This is a genomic window from Xanthomonas sp. NCPPB 4467 (genome assembly GCF_041475665.2).
Taxonomy (GTDB): Bacteria; Pseudomonadota; Gammaproteobacteria; order Xanthomonadales; family Xanthomonadaceae; genus Xanthomonas; species Xanthomonas dyei.
The window spans coordinates 4,908,274-4,929,567 of the sequence record NZ_CM191260.1 but is presented as its reverse complement, the minus strand read 5'-3'; the positions used below and the strand labels follow the sequence as shown (position 1 = coordinate 4,929,567).

The following is a 21,294-nucleotide window of genomic DNA, read 5'->3' as shown; positions in this document are numbered from 1 at the left end:
CAATCCCGACTCCCAACTCCCCAATCACCAACGATACAACTGCCAATACACCTTGTTGACCTTGTCCTTCTCGGCATCGGTATGCCCGTCGTGGTCGCGGTCGTACAGGAAGTAGGGCGCACCGCGGGCCGGCGTCACGCGCACCATTTCCAGCTGGCCGTTGACGCGGTATTCGTCGACCTTGTCGCCATTGCCCATGGTCTTGCTGGTGACATCCGCACCGGCCGGGACATCGCCACCGGCGCGGCCACCGCCGCTGGTGGCACAGCCGCCAAGCAGCAGCAACGGCAGCAGCAAAAGACGTGCTCTCTTCATCGTTGTCATCCGTTTTAGGTCGTCGGTCAGTATGCGCTGGCGCGGTGCGGCGTGGGTGTGCAGCGTAGAATTGAGGCATGAGCAGATTAGTCCTGATCGATGGGTCCAGTTACCTGTACCGCGCGTTCCACGCGCTTCCGCCGCTGACCAATGCCCAGGGCGAGCCCACCGGTGCGTTGTTCGGCGTGGTCAACATGCTGCGTGCCACCTTGAAGGAACGCCCCGCCTACGTCGCGTTCGTGGTGGACGCGCCGGGCAAGACATTTCGTGATGACTTGTATGCCGACTACAAGGCCAACCGCCCCTCGATGCCCGACGAGTTGCGCGCACAGGTGCAGCCGATGTGCGACATCGTGCATGCGCTGGGCATCGATATCCTGCGCATCGACGGCGTGGAAGCGGACGATGTGATCGGCACGCTGGCGCTGCAGGCCGCCGCAGACGGATTGAGCGTCACCATCTCTACCGGCGACAAGGACTTCGCGCAGCTGGTGCGTCCGGGCATCGAACTGGTCAACACCATGAGCGGCAGCCGCATGGATTCGGACGAGGCGGTGATCGCCAAGTTCGGTGTGCGGGCCGACCAGATCGTCGACCTGCTGGCGCTGATGGGCGATGCCATCGACAACGTGCCCGGCGTGGACAAGTGCGGCCCCAAGACCGCCGCCAAATGGCTGGCCGAATACGACTCGCTCGACGGCGTCATCGCCAACGCCGACAAGATCAAGGGCAAGATCGGCGAGAACCTGCGCGCCGCACTGCCGCGGCTGCCGCTCAACCGCGCGTTGGTCACCATCAAGACCGACGTGGCGTTGGCCAGCGGCCCGCGCGCGCTGGAGCTGCGCGAGCCCAATGCCGAGACCCTGGCTGCGCTCTATGCCCGCTACGGCTTCAGCCAGGCCCTGCGCGAGCTGGGCGGCACAGCGGCCGCCGGCGTGCAGACCGACGCCATGGCCGTGGCGCGTACCGAACCCGGCCGCGCCCGCGGCACCGGCTTCGTCTCCGGCCCGGCCAGCGCGCCGGTGGATCTGGACCCGGCCCTGGCCGCGCCCGGTCAGTACGAGACGATTCTCACCCAGCAACAGCTCGACAGCTGGATCACCCGCCTGCGCGCGGCCGGCCAGTTCGCTTTCGATACCGAAACCGACAGCCTGGACCCGCTGCAGGCCAACCTGATCGGCCTCAGCGTCGCTGCCGAGCCCGGCCAGGCGGCGTACCTGCCGTTCGGCCACGACTTCCCCGGCGCGCCGGTCCAGCTCGACCGCGCCCAGGCGCTGGCCCAGCTGGCGCCGCTGCTCACCGACCCTGCGCTGCGCAAGTTCGGCCAGCACGGCAAGTACGACCTGCACGTGATGCGCCGGCATGGCGTGGAGCTGGCCGGCTACAGCGACGACACCTTGCTGGAGAGCTTCGTGCTCAATTCCGGCAGCGCCCGCCACGACATGGACAGCCTGGCCAAGCGCTACCTGGGCTACGACACGGTCAAGTACGAAGACGTGTGCGGCAAGGGCGCCAAGCAGATCAAGTTCGCCCAGGTCAGCCTGGAAGATGCCACCCGCTACGCCGCCGAAGACGCCGATATCACCCTGCGCCTGCACCAGGTGCTCGGCCCCAAGCTGGCCGCCGAGCCGGGGCTGGAGCGCGTCTACCGCGAGATCGAGATGCCGCTGGTGGAAGTGCTCGCCCGCATCGAGGCCAACGGCGTGTGCGTGGACGCGGCCGAACTGCGCCGCCAGAGTGCGGACCTGTCCAAGCGGATGCTCGCCGCCCAGCAAAAGGCCACCGAGCTGGCCGGGCGCACCTTCAACCTGGATTCGCCCAAGCAGCTGCAGGCGCTGCTGTTCGACGAGCTCAAGCTGCCCGCCGTGGTCAAGACGCCCAAGGGCCAGCCCTCGACCAACGAAGAAGCGCTGGAAGCCATCGCCGACCAGCACGAGTTGCCGCGGGTGATCCTGGAATACCGCGGCCTGGCCAAGCTGCGCAGCACCTACACCGACAAGCTGCCGGAGATGATCCACCCGCAGTCCGGGCGCGTGCACACCAGCTACCACCAGGCCGGCGCCGCCACCGGGCGGCTGTCCTCGTCCGACCCCAACCTGCAGAACATCCCGATCCGCACCGAAGACGGCCGCCGCATCCGCCGCGCCTTCGTCGCCCCGCCCGGGCGCAAGCTGATCGCCTGCGACTACTCGCAGATCGAACTGCGCATCATGGCCCACCTGTCCGGCGACCCCGGCCTGGTGGGCGCGTTCGAGTCCGGCGCCGACGTGCACCGCGCCACCGCCGCCGAAGTGTTCGGCCGCACCATCGACACCGTCAGCAACGACGAACGCCGCGCCGCCAAGGCGATCAACTTCGGGCTGATGTACGGCATGAGCGCGTTCGGCCTGGCCCGCCAGCTCGGCATCGGCCGTGGCGAGGCGCAGGACTACATCGCGCTGTACTTCAGCCGCTACCCGGGCGTGCGCGACTTCATGGACACCACCCGCCAGCAGGCCCGCGACAAGGGCTACGTGGAGACGGTGTTCGGCCGCCGGCTGTATCTGGACTTCATCAATGCCGGCAGCCAGGGCCAGCGCGCCGGTGCCGAGCGTGCCGCGATCAACGCGCCCATGCAGGGCACCGCCGCCGACATCATCAAGCGCGCCATGGTCAGCGTGGATGGCTGGATCGCCGACCACGCGCAGCGCGCCCTGATGATCCTGCAGGTGCACGACGAACTGGTGTTCGAAGCCGACACCGATTTCGTCGACACGCTGCTGAGTGAAGTGACCGCGCGCATGTCGGCCGCTGCTGAATTACGCGTGCCGCTGGTGGTGGATTCGGGCGTGGGCGATAACTGGGATCAGGCGCACTGACGCAGCACATCACGCTGATATGCTGAATGCGCAGACCAGACATAGGCTGGTCAAAACATAATGCGGATGCAGCAGGATTGGAGGAATGAATAACCGTTAAATTCTACATTTTTTTAACAGTTATCTTCACGATCCATCAAGGTGGGAAATGGTGTTATATCCCTCGACGGGCGCAACGCCTGTCGGCAGATCTCTCCCATCCCCTGGAGCAGATCTCGGAGCGGAAACTCCTCCCCAAGTTTCCGTTCCCTGGCCCCGCCGACCTCCCCCTGGTCTGCGGGGCTTTTTTATGTTCGGCATTCAGAATAGGTGCAATCGCGGTGCGTTGCAGCACAGCACTTCGCAGATTGGGCAACTGCCCGATGCGCAATCACAAATTTAAATAGGAGCGATTAACTCGCTCAATCAACACAGCGTTTCACTTCCGCAATTCAGGTTTAACTATGAGTGAATCTGAACGCGTGAATATGCGCGGATGACCCAACGGATAAAGGCGCTGAAACCAATCCCCGCACGGGGAAGATTTCAGCGCCTTCGGATGCGTCGGGCGGAGCGCAGTGCCTCGCAGGGCAGCAACGCTGGCGGCCCCTGCAATCCGGCCCGCTCCGATCACGGCAACCTCACTGTCAGCCCAGCCAGTCGCGCGGCACCAGGTAGTCCAGCAACCGCGCCTCGGCGCTGCCGGGCTCGGCGGTGTAGCCGTATTCCCAACGCACCCGCGGCGGCAGGCTCATCAGGATGCTCTCGGCGCGCCCGCCGCTCTGCAGCCCGAACAGGGTGCCGCGGTCGTAGACCAGGTTGAACTCCACGTAGCGCCCGCGGCGGTACAGCTGGAACTCGCGCTCGCGCTCGCCAAACGGCGTGTCCTTGCGGCGCTGCACGAGCGGCATGTAGGCATCCAGGAAGCCATTGCCCACGGCCTGCTGGTAGGCAAAGTCGCGCTCGAAGTCCTGGCCCAGATCGTCGAAGAACAGCCCGCCGACGCCACGGGTTTCGTTGCGGTGGCGCAGGAAGAAGTATTCGTCGCACCAACGCTTGTGCGCGGCATAGCGCTCCTCGCCGAACGGCGCGCACAGCGTCTGCGCGGTGCGGTGCCAGTGCTGCACGTCTTCATCCACCGGGTAGAACGGCGTCAGATCGAAGCCGCCGCCGAACCACGCGGCAACCGCCTCGCCATCGCGCTCGGCGCGGAAGTAACGCACGTTCATATGCGTGGTCGGCACGTGCGGGTTGTTCGGATGAAACACCAGCGAGACGCCGCAGGCGCGCCAGGTGGCGCCCGCCAGCTCAGGCCGGTGGGCACTGGCCGAGGGCGGCAGGCGCGTGCCGGACACATCCGAAAAGCCGATGCCGGCCTGCTCGAAGACGGCGCCGTCGCGCAGGATGCGGGTGCGCCCCCCACCGCCTTCCTCACGCTGCCACAGATCCTCGGAGAACCGCGCTTGCCCATCGGCGGCTTCCACAGCGGCGCAGATGCGGTCCTGCAGGTCGGTCAGATAATCGCGTACACGGTCGAATTCGTTCATGGCCCAATTCTAAGCCGTGCATCGCGGCGGATGCGCCCACCCGAACGTGGCCGTTTGTCGCAGGGCGATGTGGAAGGTGGACAAGGTCCCGCAGCGGTTAGCGTGTAAGGATCAGTCGAGTTCGCTCTGTGTGTGAAGTTTCAGCACAGCAACCAAGCAAACCGCACGAACCGGTAGTTACGTTCTTCAGCAAAACCACCAACAAACTGTCTGGTGCGGTGTCCTCGCCGCTTGCGGGACCGTGTGGCGGCATGGATGCCGCCACCGAGCCTTATCTGTTCGGAATCTGGCAGTTTAGGTGTCGAGAGCCGGCGTGGGCTGCCGTCAGAGCCTGGATCTCAGCGATCGCCATGTAGCTTGGTACCCACGCCGGATTCTCCCTTGATTCGCCCGAACAGTTGCCCGAGCTGACACTCGAAACGATAAGACTGGGCAAGCGAGGGAGCTCTCGACATTTTTAGCCTAGCGGAGATTTCCCATGAGCGGAATCGGGATCGATGTGTGCAAACACTTTCTGGACGTTGCCATTTTTCGAGGCCAAACCCGTCAGTTCACCAACACTGCAGGCGGTCATCGGAAGCTTGTCGATTGGCTGAAGACGCTGTCGGTGCGGCAGGTGGTGCTGGAGGCGACCGGGGGCTACGAGCTGGCAGCGCTGGATGCCTTGCATCACGCCGCACTGCCGGTAGCGCGCGTCAATGCACAACGGGCACGCAACCTGGCCAACGGTTTGGGACTGGCCAAGACTGACCGGCTGGACGCGGCCATGTTGGCCTGCATGGCCGAGAAGATGGAACTCCATCGGTATGTTCCACTGGAACCCTGGCAGCGCGATCTGGGCGAGCATGTACGTGCCCGTCGGCAACTGGTCGAACTGCTGAAAGCAGCAAGGCAGCAGTTGCTGCAGGTTGCGGAAAAAGCGCTACGAAAGATCCTGCAGGGCAACGTGAACCAGCTTGTGCGCAGCGTGGCGCGGCTAGACAACCTGATCGCCGGGCAGCTGAAGACGCTGCTCATCGAGCAACCGCACCTGGCCGCGTTGAAGACGCTCAAAGGGGTCGGTCCGGTGCTGCTGGCCGTGCTGGTGTCCCGGTTACCGGAGCTTGGGACGCTCAGCGGAAAGCAAATCTCCCGATTGGTTGGCGTTGCCCCGCTCTCGCGCGACAGCGGCGCGATGCGTGGTAAACGGGGGATCGGCGGAGGCCGAGCCGATATCCGGCAGGCGCTGTATATGGCGGCGATGTCCTCGGCTCGGCACGAGCCAGGTCTGCGCGATTTTTACAGATCGCTGCGCACACGCGGCAAGGAAGGCAAGGTCGCCCTCGTGGCGGTGATGCGCAAGATGCTGGTCATCCTCAATGCGCGCGTGCGCGATCAAAGAGCCGCTCTGCAGCCCACCTGAGCGCGCTCGGCGGCCGTGAGTAAACGCAAAAGCGTGCTAGCCAGCGGCCGGCACCTACCGATGAACACGCCCGAAGGAAACCGATCAAAGGTCGCGGATTGAGGTCCTGACCAACACAGTTGCTCCATGGACGGACTCACGGCGTGTCCCGCGAGCGGTGAGGGCACCGCGCACTCGAGGTCTTTCGCGTTTGCTGCAGGGCCCTTGCCCGCCCACCCTCGCAGGACACGCTGCAAGTACGTCAGGGTCCCGCGACGGTGAGCGGGCAAGGACCAGTCGCGTTGATCGGTGCCCAGGGTTTCGGCACAGCAACCAGCAACCCCCGAAATCGCGCGACGCGGTGGTTTGGTTCTTCAGCAAAACCACCAGCAAACTGTCTGGTGCGGTGTCCTCACCGCGCCGTCGACTCCACAGGTTCGCAGATCGCCAGGCAGCCGATCTGCGCGCGGACTGCATGGCTCTCGCCTGCGCCAAAGTCACTGGACCTATGCAAACTCCGCGCGAACAGCTGGCGTGCACAGTCGCCAGGCGAGGGCTGCGTGCACGCAGCCGATGGCCAGTGCGCCCAGGCCGGTGAGTACCAACGCCATCTGTTGCGTGGCCTGCAGGCGTGCCTGCAGTTGCGGCCACTCCGGGCTGTGCAGTACATCGGCCGGCAGCATTGCCTGCACGCCGTCGAACAACGGCCCGATCAACGCCAGCCCGGCAAAATTGAGCAGCCCGGTCGCGATCAGCACCACCACAAAGCCGATGCGCGCCCACTCGCGTCGCTGCAGCAGCGCCCAGCTCAGCCATGCGAACACCACCGACAGCACCACGCCAATCACCGACAACGCCATGCCGTGGTCGATCACCCACTGCCACGACGGCGGCAAGGTCATCCCCGGTGGCAAGGCGAGCGTGGTGGCGTCGGGCACCGCCAGCAGCATCACGACCTGCAACAGGTTGGCCAGTGCGCTGACCACGCCTAGCAACAACGAGACCCATGCCAGCGGCGAGACGAAGCCGCCGCGCGGCTGGGGCGATGTGCGCAGCGCCGCGTTCATTGCAGCGACGCGATATGCGCGGCGACTGCGGCCTGCCCCGGCGGATCCAGCGCGGGTTGCAGCTGTGCGTACCAGCCGGGCAGGGCATCGGCCGGCAGGCACTCGCGCAGCAACGGCGTGCTGCGCTCCAGAAATGCGTCGAAGAACGGCAGGCCGCGGACGTACAAAAAATGACTGTCGGTGATCGACATGCCGGCATAGGCTTCGCGCAGCCACTCCAGATGCGGCAGGGCATGCGCACCGTGACCGGCGCGGGTCAGCGCGGTCAGGAAGCTGGTGCGCGCCGTGGCCGGCGAGGTGGAGCGTTCCTGCGCGTTGAGATCGTCGAAGGTCAGCAGCCATTGCTCGCCGCGCTCGATGTCGTTGCACATCACCGAGGTGGTGGCCAGCTGCAGCGCGTTGTGTGCGGTCGGCTCCAGCTCGTAGAGCGCCAGCCAATACGGATACGCCTCGTGGTAGCGGTCCAGCGCGCTCAATGCCAGCGCGCACAGGCGCTGCGCATCCGCACCGGCCTGCAGCTGCGCTTGCGCCGCGTTGTAGGCGCCCACGTGATCGCCGCGCTGAAACGCGCTCAGCGCCGGCTGCAGTGCGGGGTCGATCTCGGCAGCTGCCTCGCCGGCATCGTCGACAGGCGCCGTCGCGACGGTGGGTTCTGCACGCGGCGGCTTCGCCACGGCGATCTTGCGTCCAAACAAACGGTCCCACAGGCCCATCGCGTCTACCTTGTGTGCGCCAGCAATGAGTGGAAGGTCGCCGCCAGGCCGGCGGCGCACCGGTCCTGCGTCAGAGACCGGTGCAGAGGGCGCACGCACATACCCTCTGCCGATCCTGCGTCAAGCTTAGAGCCACTTGCGTAGGGAGAGGTGAGTGCAACGCAACCAACCTGCGTGCCGGCTGCGCGACGCGTTGCGTTCGGTTTGATTGCCGCAGGCGGTTGCACGCTGCGGCGATCGCTTGCGGACAAGGCGGCGGAAGCGAGCGCCCACAACAAGCTTCAAACGCGCATCTGCGACGTCGCCAGCGATGTGGCGCCTGGAAACGCTGCGCCCGGCACTGCAACCCTCTGTGTGTCGGTGCCTGCAACGCCCGCCTTGCAACGGGCGCAGCGCGTCGGTCAGCGCTGCGGCTTCACCTGCTCATTGAACAGTTTGAGGATGCGCTTGTACTCGTCCAGCCATGCGTCGGCCCGGGTAAAGCCGTGGCGTTCCAGCGGATACGGCGCCACCTGCCAGTTGTCCTTGTGCAACTCGATCAGCTTCTGCGTCATGTCCACCGAGTCCTTGAAGAACACGTTGTCGTCGATCATGCCGTGGGCGATCAGCAGGTGGTCCTGCAGCCCGTCGACGTAGTGGATCGGCGAGGAGGTCTTGTAGGCCTGCGGGTCGAGCTCGGGCGTATTGAGGATGTTGGAGGTGTACTCGTGGTTGTACTGCATCCAGTCGCCCACCGGCCGCAGCGCAGCGCCTGCCTTGAAGGTGCCGGGGCTACGGAACAGCGCCATGTAGGTCATGAAGCCGCCGTACGACCCGCCGTAGATGCCGGCGCGTGCACGGTCGCCCTGCTTGGTGGCGACCAGCCAGTCCAGGCCGTCCAGATAATCCTCCAGCTCCGGATGTCCCATGTTGCGGTAGATCGCGGTGCGCCAGTCGCGGCCGTAGCCTTCGGAGGCGCGGTAGTCCAGGTCCAGCACGATGTAGCCCTGCTGCACTAGCAGGTTGTGGAACATCTGCTCGCGGAAATACGGCGTGTAGCGTTGCGATACGTTTTGCAGATAGCCGGCGCCATGCACGAACATCACGATCGGATACTGCTTGCCCGGCTCGGGAGTCTGCGGCCCGTAGTACTTGCCCCAGACCGTGCCGGCGCCGTGTTTGGACGGCACCTGCACGTACTGCGGTGCGATCCACGTCTGCGCCTTGAAGGCCGGCGTGCGCGTGTCGGTGAGCAGCGTGGCCTGGCCGCCCGCCGCCGGCACCACCGCCAGCTGCGGCGGCAGATAGGCGCCGGAGTAGCGCACCAGCAACTGCTCCCCGTTCGGCGACAGGTCGAAGCCTTCCGCACCGTTCAAGGCCGTCACTTCGGTGAGCTGGTCGGTGCGCAGATCCAGCTTGCACACCTCGTAATCGCCCGGCCATTGCTGATTGCACAGGAAATACATGCCGCTGCCATCGGCGCTGGGCACCGGCATCGACACTTCCCACTTGCCACGGGTGCGTTGGTGCGGCTTGCCGTTACCTTCCACCGTGTAAAGCTGCGAATAGCCGGATTCTTCCGAGAGCAGCCACAGCGTGCGATTGTCGGGCAACCAGCCGAAATCGTTGAAGTCCCAGTTGATCCACGCGCTGTCGCTCAGCCGATGACGCGGCTGCAGCTTGGCGCTGTCCAGATCCACGCTGGCGATCCAGCGGTCCTTGTTGTCCACTGCGCGGATTTCCACCGCCACGTTGCGGCCATCGTCGCTCCAATGCACCGCCGGGCCGCTGCCGTCGCCATCGCTTTCCACGCGCACCGCCCGGTTGCCCTTGAGCGTGTCGCGCTTGGCGGCCTTGCGCAGTGCGGCCAGCGGGTCGGTGGCGATGCCGGGCAGCGCATCGAAGGACAGCTGGCGCGCGCTGCCGGCGACCACATCGACCAGCCACAGCGCATGCGCCACCGGTGCATTGCGACCGACGCGGGAGCGGGTTTCCTGGAATTCTTCGTAGCCGGATTCGGTCACGTACTTGGGCATCTTGCCGGCCTGGCCTTCGTCGGCGTTCTTGGCCTGGGTCACCACCAGCAGGTGGCGGCCGTCCGGCGACAATGCGCTGTCGACGATCTCCACCTCATCGCCCAGATACACCGGCGCTGCTGCGCGCGTGGCGTCTGCGCGGCGCCAGGCATCTTCCTGCGTGCGCAGCGCATCGCGCTGTTCGCGATCGCGACGCAGCGTGGCCAGCGTGGCCAGTTGCTGCTCGCGCAAGACATCGGCCTTGGGCGCGGCATTGGGGTCGCGCTCGGCCTTGACCACGGCCACCTGCGCGGTGCCGCCATCGGCCCGCCAGTGGTACCAGTTGTTGCCCGCGCGCCAGATCGCACCGCCATCGCTGGCGAATTGCGGACGCGATTCGACCTCGTTGCTGCGGGTCAGCTGGGTCAGCGCGCCCGAGCGCAGATCACGCAGGAAAATGTCGCCATTGCGCGCGAACAGCATGCGCTGGCGCGTGGCGTCGTAGCTGGGGTTGGCCGCATCCAGGCCGGCGCGCGCCGTGTCGGCCACGCGGTCCGCCGCCGCGCCGTCGATGCCCTGGCGATAGGTATCGCGTACCGGGCTGCCATCGCGCTTGAGCAGGTACTGCACCTGTTTGCCATCCCACTGCCACCACGCCTGATCGACCGACGGCCCGATCCAGTCCGGATCGGCCATCACCTGTTCGATGGTGAGCGGTGCGCTGGACTGCGCGTGCGCGGCGGCAGCCAGCAACAGAAGGGTCAACGGCAGCAATCTGGGCATCGGAAACAACTGGACGCAAAGGAGAACGCGCAAGCCTAGCAGTTCGCCTTTGCGACGGGCTTGGCCCACAGGTCATGTGTGGGCGGCGTAACGTAGGGTAACCGCATGGCGGGGGTGCCAGGCGGGCGCCACTGTTATTGGGTGCTGCACCTTATTGGAGCCGCCGCACATGGCAATCAGTGCGTTGCGCTCGTATGCAATGCGTCGCCGCACATGCATGGTCGCCAACATCCGCTGGAGAGTCTCTGCGCCTTACCGCCACGCAGGTTGAAGTGCTCGGCGCGCGATTGCGCTAACACAAGTATGCAGGCGACGTTCTACCGACCAATGTCCACGCCTGCGAACCTCGGCGCTAGCGCGCGCACGTCGGCCCGCACTGATCCAGAGCGGATTCACCCGCTCAGCCAGCTCCAGATGGTTGCCGGTCTGCACTTTGCGCCAGCAACGCGTCGCGGCCACGGACGGCCGCCGGGAACCTCCCGACTTGCCAGCGGCCCGGGTGGCGGCCAAGCTAACGCGCTTTTGCGATTGTCGATCCACATGTCCAGCCTGCCTGCTTCCGTTGTATCCCACCCCATGGCTGTCGGCGCGCCTGGTCGGCCGTTGGCGTGGCGCGCGGGGCAGTCGGTGGATCTGGCGACCTTCGTCGCGCATGTGCATGGCCTGGCGCAGCAGCTGCCGGAGGGCCGCCATGCGGTCAATCTGTGCGAAGACCGCTACCGCTTCATGGTGGCGTTCTATGCCTGCGCGCTGCGCGGGCAGGTGTCGCTGCTGCCGTCGTCGCGCGCGCCGGCGGTGGTGGGCGAAGTGCAGGCCGGTCACGCCGATGCCTATTGCCTGGGCGATCTGGCGTTGGAGCTGGCGCCGCCGCGCTACTGGCAACTGCCGGAGGCGCTGCCGCAGGCGGACGGCCCGATTCCGCAGCTGGCCGATGATGCACTGGTGGCGATCGGCTTCACCTCCGGCAGTACCGGTCGCCCGCAACCTAATCCCAAGACCTGGGGCAGTTTTCTGACCAGTACCCGGCAGGATCTGGTCGCGCTGCAAAGCCTGTGGGCGCACACCGACGCGGTGCCGCACGTGGTAGCCACCGTGCCGCCGCAGCACATGTACGGCATGGAATTGTCGGTGTTGCTACCGATGGTGACCGAGCTGGCAGTGCACGCGGGCCGCCCGTTCTTTCCGGACGATGTGGCGCGTGCGCTGGCCGACATTCCCGCTCCGCGCGTGCTGGTGACCACGCCCGTGCACCTGCGCGCCCTGGTCGAATCCGGGGTGGTGTTGCCGCCGTTGGCTGGTATCGTCTCGGCCACTGCGCCGCTGGCGCAGGAGGTTGCCGCCGCAGCCGAGGCGCGGTTTGGCGGCGAAGTGCGCGAGATGTTCGGCTCCACCGAAACCTGCGTATTCGCCGTGCGCCGCACCGCGCTGGAAGCCGCATGGACCCCGCTGCCCGGCGTGCGACTTGAAACCCAGGCCGCAGGCACCTTGGTGCATGCGCCGCATCTGGCCACGCCGGTGCTGCTGGCCGACATGATGGACGTGGCCGACGACGGGACCTTTCAGGTACGCGGACGCCAGGCCGATTCGCTGGAAATCGCCGGCAAACGCGCATCGCTGGCCGACCTCACCCGCCGTCTGCTCGCCATCCCCGGCGTGATCGACGGCATCATCGTGCAGCTGGCGCCGGACGCAGGTCAGTCGGTGGGCCGCATCGCCGCATTGGTGGTCGCCCCGACCCTGGACGAAGCGCAGATCCTGGCCGCATTACGCGTCAGCGTCGACCCGGTATTCCTGCCGCGCCGCCTGCGCAAGCTCGCCGTGCTGCCACGCAACGAAACCGGCAAACTGCCGCGCGATGCGGTGCTGGGATTGCTCAACGGCTGAGCAGGTTTGGGCAATGCCCTCTGCAGGCCGATGCCAACGGCTGCGTGAGTGGATTGCTTACTGGCCGGGTGCTGGATGAGCGCAGAGGTAGGCCGAGAAACGCGTCAGCAGCTGAGTTTTCTGCATCGCCTCCAGGGTCGCATGCACTTGGCAGGCCAATCCGTTCTGATCCGCACAGCGCGCATCGGCTGTGTTGGCCGCACTCAAGCGCGTGCGATCACGCTGCGTCAGCTGCGCCTGAAACTCGTCCTGCGCAAAATCCAGATCACCTGGCGTGATCGATCTGATCCGTTGGGCTGGGCAGCGCCGATCTGCCTGATCTGCCAGCGCTTCGAACGCCGCTTGCCCTGCGTATTTCTGCGCTCCGGCAGGGCTTGCGGCCGCCAGGAGGATTGCGAGAACAAGCATGCTGTCTCCGTGAGAGCGTCGTCTGCTCGACTGAGCGCACGATCTCACCGATGTCGACGCTCTGCCAGCGCCTGCGCCATGCATAGTCAGTGGCCAGATGGGTAACAGCCTGGCCGCGATGACGGCGGTATCTCGCGATGCGTGCCGCACGCGGTTTTCAGCGGGTAGCGGGTGGCCACGGTCTGCGGCACACCGGCACACACGGCATCACTCAGCCGTGCACACCATCGATCTCCACCGCCAGCTCATCGCGGCAGATCACCGCGTGCAGCAGCAGGCGCGGCACCGCGTCGCCGAAGCGGGCGTCCAGGGCCTGCGCGACCTTGGCCAGGTCGTCCTGCTCGCGGACATACACCTTCAGGCGGGTGCCGGCGCCGAACTGTGCGGGTAGCGCCGGTGCATGGGTGCGTGCGGCACCGAGCAGGGCATCGAAATTGGCGAAGGTTTCTTCCAACTGCGCCAGCAACTGGCCGGTATGCATCGAGGCATGGCCCACCACCGCGGCGGTGCCTGACAGCAGCAGCGGCATGTCGCTGCCGGCGGGCGGCAGCATGGCGCGCGCAAAACTCGGCGGCTGCGGGCCGTATTGGCGCGGGTAGTTGTAGGCGCTGACCTGGCGCGGGTTTTCCAGCGGCGTGCCGGCATCGGCGGCGGCCAGCCAATAGATCTGGATGATGCGTTCGGCATCGCAGCGGCCCACCGCAGTGGCGGCCGGCAACTGCGCGACGTCGAAAGCGCCCAGTCCACGCGCACGGCCCACGCAAAACTGGCGATAGCGCTCACGGTCGCCGCTGCCCAGGGTGATGGCATCCAGGTAGTTCCAGATGCGCAGCAGGCGCGGGGTCTGGCTGGTGGACACGAATGCGGTGATTTCCGCATAGGCCTTGGCCGCGGCGTCTTCGATGTCGACATCCTGCTCGTCGATCTCGATCACGCCGAACTGCAGATGCCCATCGCTGGACCAGGCAATGTTGCCGTCGCGGCCGCTGCGCACCTGCGCATCGGTCCGCCACACCTCCAGCACATCGGCCTGATACGGCTGCAGCGGCACGCGCAGATAGCGCGGGTCGTGCAGACGCGGCGCGGCATTGCCGAACCCGAACACGGCCAGCACCTGCGGATCGGTCAGCAGTGCGGCGGGGTCGGTCCGGTCGACATAATCGACCTGCAGGCGGGGATGGCGCAGCGGCTGCGCGGTCTGGGCCGGGGAAACGGTCATCGAATCTCTCGTTGCAAGGTGATGCCGTCGAAACCGGGCATGGACGGGCGCCGATGCGGGCGCCACGACTGCCACGCGCACGGCGTCGTCGATGGGAATGTGCGTGCAGCAATGGCACCGGTTGCGCGCTGGGAATCGCCGACACAGCGGCGCGGCGGCGGAACCTGACCGGGCTGCTGCGCCCAAGCGAGGCCGGTAGGCGCCATGGCCGCTGCGCGACCGGCGGGGCGGCGGTCACCGATCAGCGCATCCGGACACTCCGGTCCGGGAGCCGACCCGGCTGCCGGCTTGGCGGTCGGGGTGGGGCGCAACACAGTGGAAGTCATCCTGAAACGAACCTGCAGCGGGCGAGCGTCATGCAGTCATGATAGCCTGACCGACGGCCTGGACATCTGTGCGCCCGCCGAGATCCACCCACGCCGACCAACGCCGGGGCAGGGCGATCGACGGAAGCGACGCGGGCCTGGCGCTCGGAATCGACAGGTACCCCACGTACACTGCCGGCTCGACGTGCCGCCCGCCACCGGCCGCGCGCTGTCGATTGCCTGCTCCGACTTTGACCGACCCTTACCCTGGAAATTCTGGATGTCCTCGCAAACCGCTGCCGAACGTGAACTGGCCGAACTCCTGGTCGAAAGTCTGAACCTGGAAGACGTCCAACCCGCCGACATCGATCCGGAAGCGCCGCTGTTCAACACCGGGCTGGGCCTGGACTCGATCGACGCGCTGGAACTGGCGCTGGCGATCAGCAAGCGCTACGGCTTCCAGCTGCGCTCGGACAACGACGAGAACCGTCGCATCTTCGCGTCGCTGCGCGCATTGTCGGCGCATGTCGAAGCCAACAAAACCGTCTGAGGCTGCGACCGCCGCGCCCAGCGATGCCCCGCCGTGGGTGCTGGGGCTGGGCGTGCTGCTGGCGGTGGCGTATTCGCCGCTTGCCCACTGGGCCAACGCCAGCCACCGCTCCGACCTGGCCGTGATCGCCGGCGTCATGCTGGTGCTGATGGTGTTGATCGAGCCGATGGTCGCGCGGCGCGCGTGGGCCTGGGCGCTGGCGCTGCTGAGCCTGGCCGGCCTGGGCGCGTTGTGGCATTCCCCGCACGCCATGCTGGTGCTTGCCGCGCCACCGGTGGTGTTCACCGGATGGGTCGCCTGGTTCTTCGGGCGCAGCCTGCGGCACGGCCGCACCCCGTTGATCACCCGCATCGTGCAAGGCCTGTATGGCCGCGCCGGCATGGCGGTGACGCCGGCGCAATTGCGCTACACACGCGGCCTGACGCTGGCCTGGGCGCTGCTGCTGTGCGGGCTGACCCTGCTCAACCTGGTGCTGGCCCTGTGCGCCGAACCCAGTGGCGTGCTGGCGCAACTGGGTTATGCCTCGCCGCTGCCGATCAGCGACGAACGCGCCTCATTGTTCGCCAATTTGCTGGTGTACGGCGTGGTTGGCGGATTCTTTGTTGGGGAATATCTATTGCGCGGGCGCTGGTTTCCGCAGCGTCCCTATCGTAACCTGCCAGACTTCTTGCGCCAGATGGCGCGGCTCGGGCCGGACTTCTGGCGCGATCTGCTGCGCTGAGTGCGTGGCCAGGGGCAGCGACGTACGTGCACAGTTTCGGGGACAAGACAAAAATGCCGTTGGCAAGGATGCCGTCGCGCCTGGCGTGGGGTGTGTTCAATCTGCTGCAATTGGCGTTCACGCTGACGTTTACCGCCGGCGGGATTGTGTATGCGTTGGTGTTGCTGGCGATCACCCGCGACGCCGACCGCATGTTGCGCATGGGCAGCTGGATGTGGGCCCCGGTGCTGTTCCGCGGCGCGGGCGCCAAGGTGATCGTGGAAGGGCGCGAGCGGGTCGACTGGTCCAAGAACTATCTGTTCGTCAGCAACCACCAGTCCATCATCGATATCTGCGCCTTGTTCCACGCCTTGCCGGTGCCGCTGCGCTTCCTGCTCAAGGAAGAAATGCTCAAGGTGCCGTTCGTGAACTGGTATGCGCGCGCCACCGGCATGCTGTTCCTGGACCGCGACAGCCGCCGCGCCGGCGCGCTGGTCCGCCGGCAGGCGGCCGCGCTGTTGCGCGAGGGCAAACAGTTGTGTCTGTTTCCCGAAGGCACCCGTAGCCGCAGCGGCGCATTATTGCCATTCAAGGCCGGGCTACTGCAGGCCGCTATCGACGCTGGTGTGCAGGTTGTCCCGGTGGCGCTGGATGGGTGCGGCAAGGTGTTGCCGGTGGATGGTGTGTTCAGGGTGCGTCCCGGCATCATCCGCGTGCGCATCGGCGAGCCGATCGCGGTCACCGGGCCGGATGCACCGGATCGCCAACAATTGACCGAGCAGGCACACAAGGCCGTGGCTGCAATGCTTCAACCCAGGATCTGAGTTCCGCGCTTATGGATTTCGTCGTGCCGCATGATCATCCCTGCCTGCCCGGGCACTTTCCGGGTCGCCCCGTGGTGCCTGGCGTGGTCGTGCTCGACCATGTGCTGCAGGCCGTGGAAGCGCTGCATGGCCCGCGCGCCGCGGCACGGCTGCCGCAGGTGAAGTTTGTGCAGCCGTTGCTGCCCGGCCAGACCGCGTCGGTCATGCTGGAAGGCGAGGGGCCGCGCTGGCGCTTCCGCGTGCAGCGTGCCGGCGAGGTGCTGGTCAGCGGCGAACTGGTGGCGGAGGCCGCGGCATGAACAAGCATTGGAAACAACGCCCGGAAGGCGGTGGACGTTTTGCGTTGTGGCTGATCCGCGGCATTGCCCGGTACGCCGGGCGTTCGGTGGCGCGCGCGCTGCTGTACCCGATCACGTTGTACTTCCTGCTGGTGCGTGCTCCCGAGCGCGCTGCCTCGCGTGCCTATCTGGCGCGTGTGCTTGATCGCCCGGCCAGGCTGCGCGATGTGGCGCGGCATATCCATACGTTTGCGTCGACCATTCTGGACCGCGTGTACATGTTGTGCGGGCAGATGCAGCGCTTCCGCGTCGACATCACCGGGCTGGATCAATTGCACACGCAGATGGACCGCGGCCGCGGCGTGCTGATCTTCGGCTCGCATCTGGGCAGCTTCGATGCGCTGCGCGTGCTGGCCACCGAGCGCCCCGACGTGCAGGTCAAGGTGGTGCTGGACAAGGCCCACAACCGCGCGATGACCGACCTGCTGGGCGCGTTGAACCCGCAGCTGGCCGCCAACATCATCGATGCCGGCATGGATGCGACCTCGATCGTCATGGCGATCAAGGACGCCACCGACGCCGGCGCGCTGGTGGCGCTGCTGATCGATCGCCCGCGCGAAGGCGACCCGGCGTTGCCGGCGATGTTCCTTGGCCGCAATGCGATGTTCCCGACTTCGCCGTGGTTGATCGCCGCGGCGCTCAAGGTGCCGGTAGTGCTGGCGTTCGGCCTGTATCGCGGCGGCAATCATTACGAGCTGGCGTTCGAGACCTTCAGTGAAGGCCTGGATGTGCCGCGCCGGCAACGTGCGCCGGTGCTGGCGGTGCTCATGCGCGATTACGCTGCCAGGCTGGAACATTACACGCGCTACGCGCCGTACAACTGGTTCAACTTCTACGATTTCTGGAACACCCACCATGCCGATGCGCCGCACCCTGCCGTGGATGCTGATACTGCTGTTCAGCGCCGCACCGCTATGCGCCGCACCGCCTGAGGCCCTGGATGTCGGCCAGGTGCTGCAACGCCTGGCACGCCCGGTGCCTGCCAGCACCGAATTCGTCGAACTGCGCGGCTCCGCGCTGCTGAAAACGCCGTTGCGTGTGCAGGGCCATTACCGCCGTCCGGATGCGCAGACGCTGGTGCGCGAGGTCAGCGCGCCGTATCGCGAAACCACCACCTTGCGCGGCGACGAAGGCGTGCTCGAACGCGAGGGCAAACCGCCGCGCAAGTTCGCCTTGAGCCGCGTGCCCGAACTGGCCGGGTTGAAGTCCGGCTTCGGCGCGCTGCTGTCGGGCGATCGCGCGCTGCTGGAGCAGCAGTATCGCCTCAGCGGGCAAGGCACAGCGCAGGTCTGGCAACTGACCTTGCAGCCCAAGGACGCCGCAGTAGCCAAGCAGGTACGCGAGCTGCGTCTGTACGGCAGCAACGATGAGCTGCGCTGCATCGAAAGCATTCCGGCCAAGGGCGATGCACAACGCACGCTGCTGGCCGGTGCGGCACGTGCAGCGGCCAGCGTCAACGACGCCGCAGCGCTGACCACGCTCTGCCACGGCCCGGGCGCGTGACCACGCGCGGGCAGGTCTGGCTGCTAGCCGTCGTCAAAAACGCCAGATCGTGCGCTTGCAACCAAGTTGCTGTCGCCCTGCTGGCCGATGTCGTACGCGGCTTCAGCGTCGCCCGTTGCAGTGAGGCAGTTGCATGCCGTTTGAATTGAACGCAAACCGCCGCATTGGGCTGGCCTTGCTGTGGCTTGCCTTGCTGGTGGTGGCCGGGTTCTGGTTGAGCGAGACGCTCAAGGTCACTGGCGATCTGCGCAAGTTCATGCCCGCCCCGCGCACGCCTGCGCAAAAACTGCTGATCGAAGAACTCGGCGAAGGCCCGGGCTCGCGGCTGTTGCTGATGGCCTTGTCCAACAGCGACCCGGCCACGTTGGCCGAGCAATCGCAGCAACTGCACCAGGCATTGTCCGCGCAACCGGCGCTGTTCGAGCTGGTCGGCAACGGCGGCACTGCGGGGTTGGAGGCGATTCCGGAGCGCTTGCTGCCGTATCGCTATCTGCTTAGCGACAGTTTCGACACCGCACCGCTGGACGCGGCGACGCTTGAAGCGGCGCTGCAGTCACGCGTGCAGGATCTGGGTTCGCCGGCAGCGGCAATGGTGGAGCCGCTGCTGCCGCGCGACCCGACGCTGGAAGTACTGCATCTGGCCGAGACCCTGCAGCCGGCGGCCGCACCGCAAACGCGTAATGACGTGTGGTTCGATCGCGCCGGCACTTCGGCACTGTTGATCGTGCAGACGCATGCAGCCGGCTTCGATCCCACCGGCCAGCAGCTGGCCTACGACGCCGTGCAGGCGGCGTTCGCCACCGTCAGCAAGGGCACCACGACGCAGCTGACCTTGACCGGCCCGGGCGCATTCGCGGTGGAGATCACCGCGCGCACCCAGGGCGAGTCGCAGTGGATCGGCACACTGGATACGGTGGGTCTGGTGCTGTTGCTGATGATCGCCTACCGCAGCTGGAAGATTCCGGTGCTGGGCGTGTTGCCGCTGGCTAGCGCCGGCCTGGCCGGCCTGGGCGCGGTGGCGCTGGTGTTCGACGGCGTGCATGGCATCACCGTGGCATTCGGCTTCACGTTGATCGGCGTGGTGCAGGATTACCCGATCCATTTGTTCAGTCATCAACGCCCCGGCCTGGACCCGCGCGACAACGCGCGGCATTTGTGGCCGACGCTGGCGACCGGCGTGGTGTCCACCTGCATCGCGTATGTGACCTTCCTGTTTTCTGGCGTGGATGGCCTGCGCCAGCTGGCGGTGTTCACTATCGCCGGTCTGGCCACTGCGGCGGTGACCACGCGTTGGCTGTTGCCGTGGCTGATCGACCCTGCGCCGCGCGACTATGCCGACTCGCGTCTGTTGGCAACGCTGTGGCGCGGCATCGCGCGGCTGCCGCGGCCACGCATCAGCCTGGCGGTGATCGCGGTGATCGGCATGGCGGTGATCGCGTTCGCGCCCGGCCAGTTCTGGCAGAACGATCTATCCAAACTCACCCCGGTGCCGCCCAAGGCATTGGCGCAGGACACCCACTTGCGTCAGGAACTGGGCGCGCCCGATGTGCGGTATGTGCTCGCGCTGCCTGCCGCCAATGATGAAGCGGCGCTGCAGGCCAGCGAATCGCTGCGGCCGCGGCTGGATGCGCTGGTACGCGACGGCGCCCTGGCCGGCTACGACATGGCCGCGCGCTATCTGCCCAGTGCCAAGACCCAGCAGGCGCGTCAGGCGGGGTTGCCGGATGCAGCGCAGGCGCGCGCGCTGACCGATCGCGCGGTGGCGGCCACGCCATTCCGCAGCGATGCGTTCGCGCCATTCCTGCAGGATCTGGACGCCGCCAAGCGCGCGCCGCCGCTGCTGCCGAAGGATCTGACCGGCTCGCCGCTGGCCACCTCGGTGGGCGGCTTGCTGCTGGGCCGCGGCGATCGTACGACTGCCCTGGTGTCGCTGACCGGCTTGCACGACCCGGCGGTGTTGGCTGCGGCGGTGCAGGGCAGCGGCGCGCAGCTGCTGGATCTCAAAGACGCGTCCGAATCGCTGGTGGCCGCCTACCGCGGCCGCGTGCTGGGCGCCCTGGGTCTGGCGGCGTTGCTGCTTGCGGTGACGGTGGCGATCGCCTTGCGCAGCCCGCGCCGTATCGTGCGTGTGCTGTTGCCGATGGCGCTGACCACCGTGTTGATCCTGGCGATCCTGCGCGGCATCGGGGTGGAGCTCAATCTGTTCCACTTGATCGCGCTGATTCTTGCCGCAGGCCTGGGCCTGGATTACGCCTTGTTTTTCGATCACGCCGGCGACGATCGTGCCGATCAGCTGCGCACGCTGCATGCGTTGATCGTCTGCAGCCTGATGACATTGCTGGTGTTCGCCCTGTTGGCCGCCTCCAGCATTCCGGTGCTGCGCGCGATCGGCAGTACGGTGGCACTGGGCGTGTTGTTCAATTTCATCCTGGCGTTGCTGGTGTCGCGCGAACCGGCACTGGAGCGCACACGCAATGGAGAATCGCATGCAGGGGCGTGACGCAATCGCTGCCTTGATCCCGCATCAGGGCAGCATGTGCCTATGGGACGAGGTGGTGACCTGGGATGCGCAGCGGATTGTGCTGCGCAGTCATGCGCATTGCAGCGGCATGCATCCGCTGCGTGCCGATGGACGTCTGCGCGCGCTGCATCTGTGCGAATACGGCGCGCAGGCCATGGCCGTGCATGGCGGCCTGCTGGGCCGAGCATCCGGCAAGCCGGTGCGCCCGGGCATGCTGGTTGCGCTGCGTGGCGTGGAACTGCATGTAACGCATCTGGAGGCCTTGCCCGATGCCATCGAGTGCGAAGCGCAGGTGCTGATGCAGGGCGAGGACAGCCAGCAATACAGTTTCCGTCTGACCCATCAGGCGCAGCTGCTCGCCGAAGGCCGTGCCACGGTGATGCTGGGCGCGGCCTGAGATCTGCA

The 21,294-nt window shown here is 66.5% G+C and carries 17 protein-coding genes and 1 pseudogene; 11 read left to right on the top strand and 7 right to left on the bottom strand.

Features of this window, described 5'->3' with window-relative positions:
- Positions 1-24: 24 nt before the first annotated feature.
- Positions 25-315 carry a DUF2782 domain-containing protein gene (locus tag ACCQ06_RS21700; RefSeq protein ID WP_104616436.1) on the bottom strand — a complete coding sequence of 97 codons (291 nt, stop codon included), beginning with the start codon at positions 313-315 and terminating at the stop codon, positions 25-27.
- Between the two features lie 77 nt (positions 316-392).
- On the opposite strand from ACCQ06_RS21700, the gene polA reads away from it, so the two are divergent.
- Complete coding sequence (gene polA, locus ACCQ06_RS21695; protein ID WP_316689290.1) at positions 393-3,173, top strand: DNA polymerase I; 2,781 nt, start codon at positions 393-395, stop codon at positions 3,171-3,173.
- Positions 3,174-3,799: 626 nt separating this feature from the next.
- Here polA and hemF read toward each other — a convergent pair.
- A complete protein-coding gene (gene hemF / locus ACCQ06_RS21690) occupies positions 3,800-4,699 on the bottom strand; it encodes an oxygen-dependent coproporphyrinogen oxidase (protein ID WP_228323352.1) in 900 nt (299 codons plus the stop codon).
- 478 nt (positions 4,700-5,177) lie between these two features.
- Between hemF and ACCQ06_RS21685 the strand changes: the two genes are divergently transcribed.
- Complete coding sequence (locus tag ACCQ06_RS21685) at positions 5,178-6,101, top strand: IS110 family RNA-guided transposase (RefSeq protein WP_316689289.1); 924 nt, start codon at positions 5,178-5,180, stop codon at positions 6,099-6,101.
- 485 nt (positions 6,102-6,586) lie between these two features.
- On the opposite strand, the gene ACCQ06_RS21680 is transcribed toward ACCQ06_RS21685, so the two are convergent.
- The 3 genes from ACCQ06_RS21680 to ACCQ06_RS21670 all read right to left on the bottom strand — a co-directional run bounded on the left by ACCQ06_RS21680 (position 6,587) and on the right by ACCQ06_RS21670 (position 10,628).
- Complete coding sequence (locus ACCQ06_RS21680) at positions 6,587-7,147, bottom strand: hypothetical protein (RefSeq protein WP_228323351.1); 561 nt, start codon at positions 7,145-7,147, stop codon at positions 6,587-6,589.
- Positions 7,144-7,860, bottom strand: a complete 717-nt coding sequence (locus ACCQ06_RS21675) for an SH3 domain-containing protein (RefSeq protein WP_104616441.1) — start codon at positions 7,858-7,860, stop codon at positions 7,144-7,146. Before ACCQ06_RS21675 ends, ACCQ06_RS21680 begins: the two co-directional genes overlap by 4 nt.
- A 401-nt stretch (positions 7,861-8,261) precedes the next feature.
- Positions 8,262-10,628, bottom strand: a complete 2,367-nt coding sequence (locus ACCQ06_RS21670) for a S9 family peptidase (RefSeq protein ID WP_316692717.1) — start codon at positions 10,626-10,628, stop codon at positions 8,262-8,264.
- A 549-nt stretch (positions 10,629-11,177) separates the two neighbouring features.
- Here ACCQ06_RS21670 and ACCQ06_RS21665 point away from each other — a divergent pair.
- Complete coding sequence (locus ACCQ06_RS21665) at positions 11,178-12,521, top strand: AMP-binding protein (RefSeq protein WP_316689288.1); 1,344 nt, start codon at positions 11,178-11,180, stop codon at positions 12,519-12,521.
- 619 nt (positions 12,522-13,140) lie between these two features.
- Here ACCQ06_RS21665 and ACCQ06_RS21660 read toward each other — a convergent pair.
- Complete coding sequence (locus ACCQ06_RS21660; RefSeq protein WP_228323349.1) at positions 13,141-14,148, bottom strand: chorismate transformation FkbO/Hyg5 family protein; 1,008 nt, start codon at positions 14,146-14,148, stop codon at positions 13,141-13,143.
- Positions 14,149-14,327: 179 nt separating this feature from the next.
- Positions 14,328-14,474: pseudogene (locus ACCQ06_RS21655) on the bottom strand (hydroxylase); the annotation flags it as partial.
- A gap of 259 nt (positions 14,475-14,733) precedes the next feature.
- On the opposite strand from ACCQ06_RS21655, the gene xanC reads away from it, so the two are divergent.
- From xanC to ACCQ06_RS21615, 8 genes are all read left to right on the top strand, one after another.
- The gene (gene xanC / locus ACCQ06_RS21650; RefSeq protein ID WP_011260626.1) at positions 14,734-15,003 is read left to right on the top strand and encodes a xanthomonadin biosynthesis acyl carrier protein XanC; all 270 of its coding nucleotides are present in this window, start codon (positions 14,734-14,736) and stop codon (positions 15,001-15,003) included.
- Between the two features lie 37 nt (positions 15,004-15,040).
- Positions 15,041-15,724 (top strand): COG4648 family protein, encoded by a 684-nt coding sequence (locus ACCQ06_RS21645; RefSeq protein ID WP_170068672.1) that lies wholly within the window; start codon positions 15,041-15,043, stop codon positions 15,722-15,724.
- A gap of 53 nt (positions 15,725-15,777) precedes the next feature.
- The gene (locus ACCQ06_RS21640; RefSeq protein ID WP_104616447.1) at positions 15,778-16,527 is read left to right on the top strand and encodes a lysophospholipid acyltransferase family protein; all 750 of its coding nucleotides are present in this window, start codon (positions 15,778-15,780) and stop codon (positions 16,525-16,527) included.
- Positions 16,528-16,538: 11 nt separating this feature from the next.
- Positions 16,539-16,826, top strand: a complete 288-nt coding sequence (locus ACCQ06_RS21635; protein WP_104616448.1) for an ApeI family dehydratase — start codon at positions 16,539-16,541, stop codon at positions 16,824-16,826.
- The gene (locus ACCQ06_RS21630; RefSeq protein ID WP_104616449.1) at positions 16,823-17,797 is read left to right on the top strand and encodes a lysophospholipid acyltransferase family protein; all 975 of its coding nucleotides are present in this window, start codon (positions 16,823-16,825) and stop codon (positions 17,795-17,797) included. The genes ACCQ06_RS21635 and ACCQ06_RS21630 overlap by 4 nt, the downstream gene beginning before the upstream one ends.
- Positions 17,721-18,368 (top strand): LolA-related protein, encoded by a 648-nt coding sequence (locus ACCQ06_RS21625; protein ID WP_104616450.1) that lies wholly within the window; start codon positions 17,721-17,723, stop codon positions 18,366-18,368. The genes ACCQ06_RS21630 and ACCQ06_RS21625 overlap by 77 nt, the downstream gene beginning before the upstream one ends.
- 133 nt (positions 18,369-18,501) lie before the next feature.
- Positions 18,502-20,868, top strand: coding sequence for an MMPL family transporter (locus ACCQ06_RS21620; RefSeq protein ID WP_316689256.1), 2,367 nt, complete (start codon positions 18,502-18,504; stop codon positions 20,866-20,868).
- Complete coding sequence (locus tag ACCQ06_RS21615) at positions 20,855-21,286, top strand: hotdog family protein (RefSeq protein WP_228323345.1); 432 nt, start codon at positions 20,855-20,857, stop codon at positions 21,284-21,286. The genes ACCQ06_RS21620 and ACCQ06_RS21615 overlap by 14 nt, the downstream gene beginning before the upstream one ends.
- The last annotated feature ends 8 nt before the right edge of the window (positions 21,287-21,294 follow it).